The 13,161-nt window shown below is 51.3% G+C and carries 11 protein-coding genes; 9 read left to right on the plus strand and 2 right to left on the minus strand.

Annotated features, from left to right (window positions below; translation table 11 throughout):
• The first annotated feature begins 417 nt into the window (after positions 1-417).
• Genes ACWHYD_RS09065 through ACWHYD_RS09075 form a run of 3 tightly spaced genes read left to right on the plus strand, consistent with a single transcriptional unit; the run spans position 418 to position 1,658 of the window.
• Positions 418-927 carry an RrF2 family transcriptional regulator gene (locus ACWHYD_RS09065; RefSeq protein WP_447965573.1) on the plus strand — a complete coding sequence of 170 codons (510 nt, stop codon included), beginning with the start codon at positions 418-420 and terminating at the stop codon, positions 925-927.
• A 52-nt stretch (positions 928-979) separates the two neighbouring features.
• A complete protein-coding gene (locus tag ACWHYD_RS09070; protein WP_342348133.1) occupies positions 980-1,201 on the plus strand; it encodes a DUF2061 domain-containing protein in 222 nt (73 codons plus the stop codon).
• Between the two features lie 46 nt (positions 1,202-1,247).
• Positions 1,248-1,658, plus strand: coding sequence for a DUF423 domain-containing protein (locus ACWHYD_RS09075; RefSeq protein WP_447965574.1), 411 nt, complete (start codon positions 1,248-1,250; stop codon positions 1,656-1,658).
• A 22-nt stretch (positions 1,659-1,680) separates the two neighbouring features.
• Here ACWHYD_RS09075 and ACWHYD_RS09080 read toward each other — a convergent pair whose 3' ends face one another.
• Entirely contained in the window at positions 1,681-2,610 is a 930-nt protein-coding gene (locus ACWHYD_RS09080) for a mechanosensitive ion channel family protein (RefSeq protein WP_447965575.1), read from the minus strand.
• A 540-nt stretch (positions 2,611-3,150) separates the two neighbouring features.
• Here ACWHYD_RS09080 and ACWHYD_RS09085 point away from each other — a divergent pair.
• From ACWHYD_RS09085 to glnA, 5 genes are all read left to right on the plus strand, one after another.
• Positions 3,151-4,374 (plus strand): porin, encoded by a 1,224-nt coding sequence (locus ACWHYD_RS09085; protein ID WP_447965576.1) that lies wholly within the window; start codon positions 3,151-3,153, stop codon positions 4,372-4,374.
• 24 nt (positions 4,375-4,398) lie between these two features.
• A complete protein-coding gene (locus tag ACWHYD_RS09090) occupies positions 4,399-5,712 on the plus strand; it encodes an ammonium transporter (RefSeq protein ID WP_447965577.1) in 1,314 nt (437 codons plus the stop codon).
• A gap of 110 nt (positions 5,713-5,822) precedes the next feature.
• Positions 5,823-6,161, plus strand: a complete 339-nt coding sequence (locus ACWHYD_RS09095; RefSeq protein WP_312641712.1) for a P-II family nitrogen regulator — start codon at positions 5,823-5,825, stop codon at positions 6,159-6,161.
• Between the two features lie 44 nt (positions 6,162-6,205).
• Positions 6,206-7,519: an ammonium transporter gene (locus ACWHYD_RS09100; protein WP_447965578.1), complete on the plus strand. Its 1,314-nt coding sequence runs from the start codon at positions 6,206-6,208 to the stop codon at positions 7,517-7,519.
• Between the two features lie 142 nt (positions 7,520-7,661).
• On the plus strand, positions 7,662-9,071 hold the full coding sequence (gene glnA, locus ACWHYD_RS09105) for a type I glutamate--ammonia ligase (protein WP_447965579.1): 1,410 nt from the start codon (positions 7,662-7,664) through the stop codon (positions 9,069-9,071).
• A gap of 110 nt (positions 9,072-9,181) precedes the next feature.
• Here glnA and ACWHYD_RS09110 read toward each other — a convergent pair whose 3' ends face one another.
• The gene (locus ACWHYD_RS09110) at positions 9,182-11,500 is read right to left on the minus strand and encodes a [protein-PII] uridylyltransferase family protein (protein ID WP_447965580.1); all 2,319 of its coding nucleotides are present in this window, start codon (positions 11,498-11,500) and stop codon (positions 9,182-9,184) included.
• 1 nt (position 11,501) lies between these two features.
• On the opposite strand from ACWHYD_RS09110, the gene ACWHYD_RS09115 reads away from it, so the two are divergent.
• Entirely contained in the window at positions 11,502-13,136 is a 1,635-nt protein-coding gene (locus tag ACWHYD_RS09115; protein ID WP_447965581.1) for a [protein-PII] uridylyltransferase family protein, read from the plus strand.
• Positions 13,137-13,161: the final 25 nt, after the last annotated feature.

Genomic DNA, 13,161 nt, shown 5'->3' on the forward strand with positions numbered 1-13,161 from the left:
CTCAATTCGCGGGTTCCGGTTCGAGAATTCTCTTCTCACTTCCACCAGGTTTTAAAAATTTCCTCATTTCTATTCGAAACCAGATAGATCCATTTCTCACCTGACGTCCTGTTGTGTCTTTCCAATCGCGACGGGATTCCCATCAATTTTCGGGCACTGGTCTTCTGAAAGCTAAAACCTCCTTGTCGCAAATTTTCTTTTGGTAAAAATGCGCCAGGAGGATGCTCATTTGCCTGAGGGCATTCTTTAACTTTTCTTCAACGGTGATTGTGTGTGTTGGCAGTTCTTTCGTCAACAAACTGCCAATGGTGGACGGCTTTTTTGATAACCTGCGTTTGGAAATTCAGGTTCGGGATAGAAAATGAAAAGGGCATTATGCTTTAATCTGCATAATATTAGTTAACTTTATGTAGTATTATGCGATTTTCTAAAAAAAGCGAGTATGCCTTGCGGGCCATGACCGAGCTGACTCAAGAGTTCGGGCATGGACTCGTGCAACGGAAATCCCTGGCTGAGCGGCAGAATATTCCATTGGGTTTTCTGGAAATGATTTTGTTGTCGTTGAAAAACGCCGGGCTCATCGGGAGTCGTCGTGGTGCCCATGGCGGGGTGTTTTTAATTAAGTCGCCACGGGAAGTGACATTGGGGCAGATTATTCGCCTTCTGGATGGTCCGCTAGCACCAATTGCCTGTGTGAGTCAGACGGCCTATCAGAAATGCCGGGATTGTCCCCATGCGGCAACGAAGACATGTCCAATTCAGCGCATAATGCTGGATGTTCGGAACGCAATCGCGTCGGTCCTTGATCATTACACTTTGGAAGATTTTGTATTTCCCCAGAAGGGAGGGGCACTACTCAATCTGAAAACACCACCAGTGTCAGGTGCAACACAGAAGAAAAAGAAGTCGTCGGATAGTCAATTTTAGCCAGTCTTTTTTTGCTGTCGTCATGCGGCAAGGTCAACGATAAGAGGAACCTATGGAAACTCATTGGCGTAGTGTGGTGAAAGGCATAAGTTGGCGGGCAGTGGGTACCTTGGATACCACTCTCCTGGTGTTTATTTTTTCGGGTGAACTCCTTCTTGCCGCTTCCGTTGGCCTGACGGAATTGGTCACGAAAATATTTTTATATTGGGTCCATGAGCGAGTCTGGCAAAAAATTCACTGGGGGCGGATATATCCGACAACCAGTTCTCCATAGTTTCTCCATGAATGATATTTTTTTCCATCACAAAAGGATAAATGATATGGCACGGCAAATACTGATGAGTGGGGCGCTGATGGCTTTCCTTGGTGTCGCAATTGGCGCTTTTGGCGCGCATGGACTCAAGCCATTTCTTTCGGAACAGATGTTGGCGGCCTTTGAAACTGGTGTCCGGTATCATTTGATCCATGCCTTGGCCATTCTTGGTGCCGGATTGAGTCTGGCGAATGTTCCCCTTCGCCAGTTCAGATGGGCAGGTTGGGCCTTTTCCCTGGGCATCGTGTTGTTTTCAGGAAGCCTGTATGTCATGTCCATTTCCGGTGTGCGCGGATTGGGGATGATCACGCCTTTGGGAGGCCTGTGTTTTCTGGTGGGATGGGGCTTGCTTGCGCGAGGGTATTGGAAAGCCTTTCCCGCTGAGAACACTCCATTCTCTCGGCCGGATGGTACCTAGTCGAGACCTCCTCTTGCTCTGATTAGGGCGTTGGTGTTTCTGTCTGAGGCAATGTGTTTTTGACGATAAATGGCGGGCTGGTCTCTCCCATATAAAGCGTTCGATGGGGAAAAGGAATTTCAATGCCATTCTGGTCAAAGGCTTTTTTCAGACGTCGCCGGTATTCTCGCCCGACTCCCCATTGCTCGATGGGAATGGTTTTGATTCGAGCTTTGATGACGACTTCCGATTCCCCAAAAGCATCTACGCCCATTATTTCAATGGGTTCCAGGATTTTCCTGCCCAATTGCTCATCTTGTTGTAGGTCTTTTCCGATCTCGCGCATGATTTCTGTCACGCGGTCAGTGTCCTCTTTATAAGCCACGCCGATATTCATGACATAGGCTGACCAATCTTTCGTCATATTGGAAAGGGTCGTGACGGTGCCATTCGGGAAAATGTGGACCGTTCCCGCCTGGTCGCGTAGGGTAATGGTTCTAAAGCTGATGGCTTCGACTAAGCCACCGGTTCCATTGACCACGGCCACATCCCCGATCCGAACCTGGTTTTCTAAAATAATAAAAAATCCGTTAATGACATCTCGAACCAGATTTTGGGCTCCAAAGCCGACGGCCAGTCCCACGATGCCTGCACTGGCGATAATGGGTGTGATATCCAACCCTATTTGATCCAAGCCCATCACGACGGCAACGACCCAAACCATTGTAAGACAGATGGTCAGAAGCAAGCCGATGAGAGTTTTAACCCGTTTTTCACGGGCCAGGCGGTCCTTATCATTATTTTCCCTTATTGTGAGTAAAAAGATTTCGAGTCTGTGCAGGCCGAACCGAACCGCACGTATCCCGACATAGGCAACCACGAGGATAAGGAGAAGGCGCAAGCTTCCTTCCATCATGACGAGCGATTTGGCTGCGAGAAAGGGAGTGAGTTTTTCAAAAACAAAAGATTCCATCCATGACCTCCTTAAAGAGAAAGAAAATAGTCAATTGGTGAAGGACTGTTTCAACTCGGGCCAATCGAGAGGCGGAGCCAGAGAAGAATGCCTATTCTTTCAAGGGACCGGAGCATTGGCAAGCCGGAAGGGACTGCGTTGCCATGTATCTACAATCCGGGCTGAAGAATTTGAGAATGAAGTCAATTGTAGGGGGGGCGAGCGACTTTTTTTTTCACGGAGACCTTAGGCCACATATTTTAGGGCTCTCCCTTGACACATGGGATCTTGGGTGGTAAAAAACTCAAAATAGGTCGTCAAGGACAATGAAGTCCAATGGTCGGCCTCCATACAATAGAATAACCCGGACAATGAAGTCCTCAGCCAAAAATTTGGTTGGGGATTTTTTTTTGCCTTTTTAGCCCATGACCTCTCTTTGGAGTTGGAGAAACCCCAAAAATTTTGGTCAATGAAGCGTGGCTGATCATGACCGAGGCAAGGTGGCGTGGAAAATTTTGGTCGTGTTTTGGCGAGTGCGACCTCAAAAACATGGAGGGCTACATGATTGGAGACCTAATGGCTGGAATCACCTTTCACCACTCATCTAAGAGTCGAGGACATGGAGGGCTGGTCAGCGTCGGTCTTGCGCTGCTTGCGATTATTGGCGGATTGAGCGTGAGTGAGGCGGCGGTGCTCACCAAGGAGGATTTCAAGCTCTATGGGTATGTGGAGGCGTCCTACACTCAAAATTTCAACTTTCCCAAAAATTCCGGGGCCAATGCGAATCAGTTGCGCATCTTTGATGGGGACGCCAATTCCTTCAGGCCCAATATGGCCCAATTGGTCTTTGAGAAGGAAGCGACGAACGGGAGCAATGCCGTCGAGCGTGCCGGCTTCCGCCTCAAATTAGATGTGGGTGAAGATGTGCAATTTACAGGCGGGCGAACCGGGGATGATGTGGATTTCCAGGAAATGTATGTCCAGTATGTCGCCCCGCTGGGCAACGGGTTGGATATTCGGATTGGACGAATGAATTCCCTGGTTGGCTACGAAGTCATTGAGAGTCCCTACAATAATAATTATTCCCGATCCTGGTTGTTTGGATTGGGTCAGCCCTTCACGATCACCGGCATTCGTGTGGCCTATGCGGTCAACGAGAAGCTTTCCTTCTCCATGAGTGCCCTGAATTCCTATACCGGGTTGACGGAAGATAATAATACGGCGAAATCTGTGGAAGGGTTGGTCTCCTATCACCCCACGGAACAACTTGGATTGAATGTGTATGGCATTGTGGGAAAAGAGAGTTCGAATACGAGATCCGGGTCAGGGAAACGGGTTCTGGTCGGGGGGTATGTGACCTTCCAGGCTACCGATCAATTAGGCTTTGTGGTGGAGGGGTATTATGCCAATCAGGAAAATGCAAGTGCGATCAGCTCGGGCAAAAATGCCCGTTGGGATGGGGTAGCCGGGTATGCCATTTATGATTTCAATGACCAATGGGGCCTCCGGTTTCGTGGAGAAATTTGGGAGGATGCCGGCGGCGATCAGAGCTGCTTGGGGACGGCCGGATCCGGCGGCAATTCAAATGTGTGTACCGTTTCTGCCCCGATAGCCCAAACGCTGTGGGAGAACACGGTGACGCTTCAATATAAGCCGGCGCCCTCGCTGATCACGCGATTGGAATTTCGCTATGACAAATCCAATCAAAATGTCTTTTTAGATGGAAAAAATAACTCAACCAATAACCAACAAACACTGGCAGTTGAAGCCATTTTCCTCTTTTAAGAAGAGGTAGAAGGAGCAAAGACGATGAATGTCTCTATTCATAAAGCCAGTAGAGCCATATGTTCGGGATTCATGTCTGTCCTGGTATTGAACGGTTTGGGCTCATACGTGTGGGCCGAGGAGGGAGGCGCGTCGCAACTCAATGCCGGCGACACGGCTTGGGTGTTGATATCCTCGGCGTTGGTGTTGGCCATGATCATTCCCGGATTAGCGTTGTTTTATGGTGGGATGGTTCGTAGTAAAAATGTATTAAGTACGATGATGCATAGCTTTATAGCGGTCTGTCTCGTCAGTGTGGTGTGGGTATTTTGGGGCTATAGTTTTGCGTTTGCTCCCGATGTGGGAGGGATCATTGGGGGACTGAAGTGGTTGGGATTAGCCGGGGTGGGACCCGAACCGCTTGAAGGTTCGACGATTCCCCATTTAGCCTTTATGGTGTTTCAGCTCATGTTTGCGGCGATTACGGTCGCGCTCATTAGCGGAGCCATTGCCGAGCGAATGAAATTTAGCGCCTTTGCCTTATTTGCGGTGTTATGGGTCACGTTCGTTTATGCCCCCCTGGCTCATTGGGTATGGGGGGGAGGCTGGTTGGCTGAGTTGGGGGATTTGGATTTTGCCGGCGGGACGGTCGTCCATATTAGTTCTGGCGTGGCTGCGTTAGCCTGCGCCCTTGTCTTAGGAAAACGCCACGGATATGGTACCGAGAATATGAGCCCTCATAACCTCCCGTTTACGGTCATCGGGGCCAGTTTACTGTGGATCGGGTGGTTCGGTTTTAACGCGGGAAGCGCCTTGGCGGCTAATGGGGTTGCGGCCAGCGCCTTTGTGGCCACTCATGTGGCGACAGCCGCAGGAGCGTTGGCCTGGGTCGGAGTGGAGGGACTCTATCGAGGAAGATCAACGGTGTTGGGCGGGGCTAGCGGCGCAGTCGCGGGGCTAGTGTCTATTACGCCAGCCGCCGGCTATGTGGGCCCCATCGCGGCGATTGTGATTGGTTTTGGAGGAGGCGTGGTGTGTTATCTCGGTGTATTTTTAAAGCATAAACTGGGCTATGATGATGCCTTAGATGTGCTTGGCATCCATGGAATCGGAGGAACCTGGGGGGCAGTGGCTACCGGGTTATTCGCCAGCATGGGTGGAGGCACCGGGCTCTTTTTCGGGAATCCCGGGCAGGTCGTTATTCAGTTCATTGGAGTCGGTGCAACCTGGGTGTTCTCATTTGTCGGCACCTTTCTTATTCTCAAGCTCGTTGACGGCACGATCGGGTTACGCGTCAATCGGGAAGAAGAGGTGCTTGGATGTGATCTGACCCAACACCGGGAACGGGCCTATGGGTAATATCAAAAAGAGGTGAAGTTTTCGAGAGCAAGTGACGGTCAGATGGTCCGTCGCCACCACGAATGAAAAGATTTTTCAGCGTGTCTTAATCCAATGGAAGGATGGTTCTTATGAAGCTGATTCAAGCCATTATTAAACCTTTTAAATTAGATGAAGTGAAAGATGCCTTGATCGAGTTGGGTATTCAAGGCATGACTGTCACCGAAGTCAAGGGATTTGGTCGTCAAAAAGGACATAAAGAGACCTACCGGGGCACTGAATATCAGATTGAATTCGTCCCAAAGATTAAACTGGAAATCGCCTTGGCCGATGAGCGGGTGGGGGAAGCGCTGGAAGCCATTATGCGTGCTGCCAAAACCGGCAGTATTGGGGATGGAAAAATTTTCGTGTCCGAGCTGCATAGTGTCATCCGTATTCGTACGGGGGAATCAGGCGAAGGAGCGGTCTGACCATTGCCACCCTATCACACCACGTGTTTACTCGAGGAGGGGAAATGAATCTGTTCGTTCCAAGCTCAACGATGGGAAGGTTGACCGGATTGGTCTTATGGATGAGTCTGAGTCAGCCCTTTGCTGTTTGGGCAGGTGAAGACGGTTTGTCAAAAATTGATACGGGGGATACGGCCTGGCTTTTAATGTCTTCTGCGCTGGTGTTATGTATGACGCTTCCCGGACTGGCCCTATTTTACGGCGGGCTGGTTCGCAAAAAAAATGTGCTCGGAACCATTATGCATACCATGGTAATTCTTTGTTTAATCAGCGTGATTTGGGTGTTGTGCGGATACAGTTTAGCCTTCGGTCCTGATATTGGAGGGTTAATCGGGGGACTGGAATGGGTGGGGCTGAATGGTGTGGGATTGGATCCGAGTCCGACCTATGCGTCAACGGTGCCGCATCAAGTCTTTATGTTCTTTCAACTCATGTTTGCGGCCATTACGGTCGCACTCATTACGGGCAGTGTAGCCGAGCGAATGAAATTTAAAGCCTTATTGTTGTTTGCCGTCTTATGGTCTCTCCTGATTTATACCCCATTGGCACATTGGGTGTGGGGTGGAGGGTGGTTAGCCAAGCTTGGAGCCTTGGATTTTGCCGGCGGTGCAGTGGTTCACATCTCTTCAGGGTTCGGGGCGTTGGTCTGCGCGGTGATGCTTGGGAAACGCAAGGGGTTTGGGGCAGATCCGATGCCCCCGCATGACTTGCCGATGACCATTCTGGGAGCAGGACTTCTCTGGTTCGGGTGGTTCGGCTTTAACGGGGGGAGTGCGCTCGGAGCCAACGGTGTGGCTGCGGCCGCGTTTCTCGCCACGCACACGGCCGCGTCGGCAGGGGGACTCAGCTGGATGGTGGCTGAATGGGTCCATAGGGGTAAGCCGACCGTGTTAGGGGTCGCTAGTGGGGTGGTCGCGGGTTTGGCCACGGTGACTCCGGCTGCAGGATTTATCGGGCCGATGTCAGCCCTCTTGATTGGGTTGGTTGCCGGCACCGTCTGTTATGTTGCGGTCGTGTGGAAAATGCGGTTTGGCTATGATGATTCCCTGGATGTTGTCGGTATTCATGGCGTGGGCGGATTGATAGGCATCCTGGCTACAGGGTTGTTTGCCTCAATCGGAGCCCAGGGTTTGTTTTTCGGGAACGCCGGACAGTTCGGTATACAAGTCGTATTGGCTTTGGTAACCTTGACCTTTTCTGTCATTGGAACCTATCTCATTCTTAAAATCGTGGATGTGACAGTCGGACTGAGAGTCTCCGCCCAGGACGAGGAAATGGGATTGGATCTTAGTCAACATAATGAGCGAGCCTATTCCTAAAGCAGGAGGGATGTGGATGAGCATGATTCGGTGGAACGGTCATTGTCTCTGATCCACTTCTGATGAGTGCCTGGTAGTGGTTGCGGCGGTGAGAGCGTGGGATTACTTTTATAAACAGATGTGCTTGCGAAGGAGGTATTGAATGACCGCGAAAGAAGTGTTGGATTTTGCGAAAAAGAACAAGGTGGAAATGGTCGATGTCAAGTTTGTCGATCTCATGGGTACCTGGCAGCATTTTTCGATTCCCACCTCAGAATTGACGTTGGATTTATTTAAAGAGGGCTCAGGATTTGATGGATCCTCTATCCGTGGCTGGCGCATGATCCAAAATAGCGACATGCTGATCGTGCCTGATCCGAACACCGCTTGCATGGATCCGTTCACGGAAATCCCGACGTTAAGCATCGTGGGGGACGTGCAAGATCCGATTACCCGAACCGTCTATGAGCGGGATCCCCGTGGAGTAGCCCTTCGCGCGGAACAATATCTCAAGAGCACCAAAATCGGGGATGTGTCCTTTTGGGGGCCTGAAGCCGAATTTTTTATTTTTGACCATGTGTCGTTCGATCAAAACAGTCACTCCAGTTATTACTTCGTCGATTCGGAAGAGGGCATCTGGAATTCCGGGAAAGACGGAGAGAACCTCGGGTCTCGACCGCGCCATAAGGAGGGATATTTCCCCGTGGCCCCTGTCGACTCGCAACAGGATATCCGGTCGGAGATGTGCCGGGAAATGGAAAAAGCCGGGATCAAAGTGGAGAAACATCATCATGAAGTGGCCACGGGCGGGCAAGCCGAAATCGACCTTCGATTCGATACCCTGGTCAAGATGGCCGATCAGATGATGATGTACAAATATATTGTGCGAAATGTCGCGCGTCGGCATAACAAAACCGTCACTTTTATGCCCAAGCCGCTCTACGGGGATAATGGCACCGGGATGCATACCCATCAGAGTATCTGGAAAGACGGGAAACCATTGTTTGCCGGGAAGGAATATGCGGGGGTCTCGCAGATGTGCCTGTATTATATCGGCGGCATTCTCAAGCATGCGCCGGCGTTAGCCGCGCTCACCAACCCGATTACGAACTCGTATAAACGGCTCACCCCGGGCTTTGAAGCGCCGGTGTTGCTGGCCTACTCCAGTCGGAACCGATCGGCGGGCATCCGGATACCCATGTATTCGCCAAGTCCCAAGGCCAAACGCATTGAGGTCCGGTTCCCTGATCCCTCGTGCAATGTGTATTTGGCCTTCAGTGCCATGCTCATGGCCGGGTTAGACGGGATTCAAAATAAAATTCATCCGGGCGAAGCCATGGATAAGAATCTCTATGACTTAGAGCCGGAGGAATTAGGGAATATTCCCTCATTGCCGTCCAGTCTGGAACAGGCATTAAAGGCTCTTGAGGATGACCATGAATTTCTCTTGAAAGGCGGAGTGTTTTCCGAGGACCTGCTTGAAGCCTGGATTGCCTATAAACGGACCAATGAAATCGATGCCATTCGAGTCAGACCACACCCGTATGAATATGCTATGTACTTTGATTGCTAAGCGCTGAAAAATGGCCTTCCCCACATTCTTGTGGGGAAGGCATACGGTTTATACTCACGCCCGGGCAAGTCAGATGAAGGAGATAACTATTTCCTTTTGATTCCCGGGCGTTACTGTTTGGGAAACCGTTGAAGGAATTGTTTCCGGATTTTCGTCATTCTGGTGTGAATGGCATGCTCCAGATCGTCGGCTCCCTGAAGCCAGTTTGTGGTGAGCATCCCGAGGCGGCGAGCTAAAAACACCATTTCATCAGAACCGGATGGTGGCAGGACAAGATCCTGGGCATGGCCGCGGACTATTCTGAGTCCATCAATGAGTTGTCGAAAATACAGATAGTCGTCTTTGAGCTGAGCTCCGTCTTCAAGAGTGAACAGGCCTTCCCCGCTCAGGTGATCGATGGCCTCCAGCGTATTGGGCGTGCGAATGGAAGGATGGTCGTGGCCGTGCATGAGTTGGAAATATTGCACGGTATACTCCACATCAAGCAGGCCACCGGCTCCGTATTTGACATGCGTCGTTCCCGGCTGGACCAGCTCTTTGATTTGACGCTCACGAAGATGGAGGGCCGTCTGAAGATCCCACGGGTCGGGAGCATACACAAATTGGTCACGATGCCGTTCAACGGCTTTTCCTACCGCACGATTTCCAGCAAGAAAACGGAGTTTGAGTAACGCCTGCCGTTCAAAAGGAGCGGCTCCACCTTCAGGCGCATAATAGCGCTGAATTTCCTGGAGGGAATTGGCGAGGAGGCCTTTTTCTCCATGCGGGCGCAAGCGGGTATCCAGGTGAAAAATGCCTTCCTGCTTGGCTTCAATCCATTGGAGAAATTCCTGCGCCCAGCGTTCAAAATAATCTGAGGATTTCTGGTCCGTCTGGCCTCGCGAGGGTTTGCCCGGCATGTGATAGACGAACAGAATTTCGATATCCGAGGCATAGCCTAATTCGCCACCACCAAGTTTTCCTAATCCAAAAATCGCCATAGATGGAGGAGCGGAGAGGGAGGCTTTCGGATTGATCGCCTGTTGAGAATGCAGAAGGGCCTGGTTGAGAATGACATCAGCAAGATTGGTCAGGGCCTGGGAAAAGTCGGGGAGGGGACTATTTTCCAGGAGATGACGCATGTCGATTCGAAACAGCTCTTCGTCTTTCCATTGATTCAAACGTTGTTTTTTGTGGACAGGAGTTTTGGCTTTCAGCAATAACGGCTCGATGGCCCTGGTGAGTACCGATTTTGATCGAATCAGGGGGCCTTTTTGATATTGATTCATCATGGGCAACAAATTGTCATGTTGCCGTCGGAGTAAATCCTCCCACAGGTAATCACTGCTGCCAAAGAGTTGAGCCAGTCGTTCCAGCGTGGAAGCCTGGCTCAGCTTGGTGAGATGCGAGGGGGAATTGGCCTGCTCTAACCAGAGATCCAGGAATTGATCAAAATGATCGAGCGCTTTCCCGGGGTCCGGTGCCCACCTCAGATAATGGGTGAATTCTTTGAGTAAGGTGGCCGCCGTTCGTAGTTCCTGTTGTTCGCCTTTTCCCTGAATTTTTCCGCCCTGGCGTCCGCGGACGTAAAGACGGTTGCGGACGCGGTGGTTGGCGACTTCAATCTTGGCTTTCACAATATAGATCCCGCGCATGGCCAGGGCATTGGCAAAGGTGTACAAAAACGCCGGCGTATCGGTTGAGCTAATATCCAGAATGGTTTCATGACCGCCGCGCGGGTTGGAAAATGTGATGTGGACCGGATGGACCAACTCCGTTGGTTTTTGACGCATGTTCTCTAAATTTTCAACGAGCCGGCGATTCACCTGTCGACGGGCCTGCCGGATCTGATTCTTTTGAAGAAGGACGAGAAGGGCCGTCACCATCTCTTGAAACTCACGTTGTTCGGGTTCGGCAAATTTCAGATCTTCAAGAGCCTGCACATGAAAGACATCCACGACAATTTTCCGGGTCAACCCTCGAGTCGCTTGTGAGGAGGAGCCCGTGGAGGTATGGCCTTGCAATGATGATGTTGAGGGAAAAGTTGGAGACATCTTTTCTAAAGACGTAAAAATCGTGGCCTCTCGAATATCCAGCCCAAAGGAGGATAAGACGCCACAGAATGTGGCAAACTCGGAAAAATAATCGTAACCCACCAGCGTCAGTTGAAATTGCCGGGTGGGCAGGGTCCGGATCGAGATCGCACAGGGTCGTTCAAACGTGAGCTGGTTCGCCAGGACTAAATGTTCCAGGATGGCGGCGGGAGGAAAGCTTTCAAAATAATCCGGGTCCATCTGCTGGACAAAATCTCTGATTAAGGCCGGACGAAGATCAGGACATTGGGTTTGATACGACTGGATCCGCTCTGCTTCGGTCATGGTGCCCGAGTATACTGAAAAAATGTTGGATTGTAAGGTCGGACGCGCTCCCGTATAATTTTCTTTTTTCACGATGACTGCTTTCAAACCACACGCAGCTTCCGAAGAGGATCCTCCCGCAGCCCGCCTTCCCGATCCCACGCCTTTACTCCTGGCTTCAGGACTTATCACTCAAGACGTAGCCCGGATACTTCAGGCCTATGGCCTACAGGATTGGAAACGCGCCGACCAGAACCTTCAGGCCATGGCCGGGGAACCGGTCACCCGGAAAGCCCTGGCGACCATTCTGCCCGCCGTGTTACGCAGTGTTGCGCGTACGGCGGATCCGGATCAGGCCATGAATGAATGGGAACGGTATGTCGACTCCGGTATCCAACGGCTTCAACTCTTTCAATATTTAGCAATGGTCCCGCATGTGGTCGAAGTGATGGGCACGGCATTCGGGAATAGCCCGGCCATGGCGCAAACATTTATCCGTGATCCGTTACTCGTGTATTGGATCGAAGATGATGGGGTCCTGCGCCGGCGGATGACCCGGATTGCCCTTGAGGCCAACGTGCAGGCCGCCCTTGGTACCGTAACGAGTTTCGAGGCGAAATGTGAAGCGTTACGGCGGATGAAGCGGCGCGAAATGCTCCGAATCGGGATTCGCGATTTGTTGGGCATCGCCACGCCCGTAGAAACCTATACCGTGTTGTCGGATCTCGCCTCCGTAGTTATTCAGGCGGTGTATGAACTGGTGAGCCAGGAATTAACCAAGCGGTTTGGCGATTTTGGAGAGGGAGGATCGACCGGGAAAAAGGCTGACGGTTTTTCCGTGCTGGCAATGGGGAAACTCGGAGGCTGGGAGCTGAATTACAGCTCGGATGTCGATCTTATTTATGTGTACCATGCGCCCGAAGGGAAGACGGAAGCGGGGAGGGGACAAACCAGTATTGCTCGTGTGCTGTATTGTGAGACTCTGGCCAGGGAACTCACGGCGGTCTTGACGGCGCCGACAGCCGAAGGCGCCTTGTTTCGAGTCGATCTCCGTCTCCGTCCGGAAGGAATGGTCGGGCCGTTGGCCTCCTCCCTTGAGGATGCCCTTCATTATTACGCGGGTCGAGGCCGAACCTGGGAACGTCTGGCCTTTCTCAAAGCCAAGCCCATTGCCGGCAATCTCCGTGTGGGGCAGGCCTTAATTAAGGGGCTGACAGACTTTGTGTATGGGAATGAAGAAGACGAAGGGCAGGTCTTTTCGGCTATTCATTCGCTCCGGTCACAAATCATTTCCAAAATGATTCGCCGGGGGGAAGTCGACCGACATGTCAAGCTGGGCATCGGAGGCATTCGGGAAATAGAGTTTATTGTGCAAGCCCTTCAACTGCGTTGGGGACAGGCGTATCCTAAAATACGCGATCGGCAAACACTCAAAGCATTGGTGAAGTTGACGCACATTGAGAAACTGACGGCACAGGACGCTCGCCTGCTAAAAGAGTCGTATGTGTTTCTAAGAAATCTTGAGAACAAACTTCAAATGGTTCATGAATTTCAAACGCATCTGCTTCCGAACAAGTCCGAAGAGATTGCCAAATGTGCCGTCAGAATGGGTTACCTCAAACAGGCCACCGTTGCCCAGGCCATGGAAGCGTTCCTGAGCGACTATCGTCGACATACCACCAGGGTGCATCAGTTGTACGAACGCATTCTGTGCTCGTCACCCTCCTAGCGAATCCGGCATATACCTTTTTCAC

This window comes from Nitrospira sp. Ecomares 2.1 (assembly GCF_965152585.1).

Bases quoted from the DNA above. Each gene is read 5' to 3' on its own strand.
- ACWHYD_RS09065 (WP_447965573.1), top strand. From the start codon at position 418: ATGCGATTTTCTAAAAAAAGCGAGTATGCCTTGCGGGCCATGACCGAG.
- ACWHYD_RS09070 (WP_342348133.1), top strand. From the start codon at position 980: ATGGAAACTCATTGGCGTAGTGTGGTGAAAGGCATAAGTTGGCGGGCA.
- ACWHYD_RS09075 (WP_447965574.1), top strand. From the start codon at position 1,248: ATGGCACGGCAAATACTGATGAGTGGGGCGCTGATGGCTTTCCTTGGT.
- ACWHYD_RS09080 (WP_447965575.1), bottom strand. From the start codon at position 2,610: ATGGAATCTTTTGTTTTTGAAAAACTCACTCCCTTTCTCGCAGCCAAA.
- ACWHYD_RS09085 (WP_447965576.1), top strand. From the start codon at position 3,151: ATGATTGGAGACCTAATGGCTGGAATCACCTTTCACCACTCATCTAAG.
- ACWHYD_RS09090 (WP_447965577.1), top strand. From the start codon at position 4,399: ATGAATGTCTCTATTCATAAAGCCAGTAGAGCCATATGTTCGGGATTC.
- ACWHYD_RS09095 (WP_312641712.1), top strand. From the start codon at position 5,823: ATGAAGCTGATTCAAGCCATTATTAAACCTTTTAAATTAGATGAAGTG.
- ACWHYD_RS09100 (WP_447965578.1), top strand. From the start codon at position 6,206: ATGAATCTGTTCGTTCCAAGCTCAACGATGGGAAGGTTGACCGGATTG.
- glnA (WP_447965579.1), top strand. From the start codon at position 7,662: ATGACCGCGAAAGAAGTGTTGGATTTTGCGAAAAAGAACAAGGTGGAA.
- ACWHYD_RS09115 (WP_447965581.1), top strand. From the start codon at position 11,502: ATGACTGCTTTCAAACCACACGCAGCTTCCGAAGAGGATCCTCCCGCA.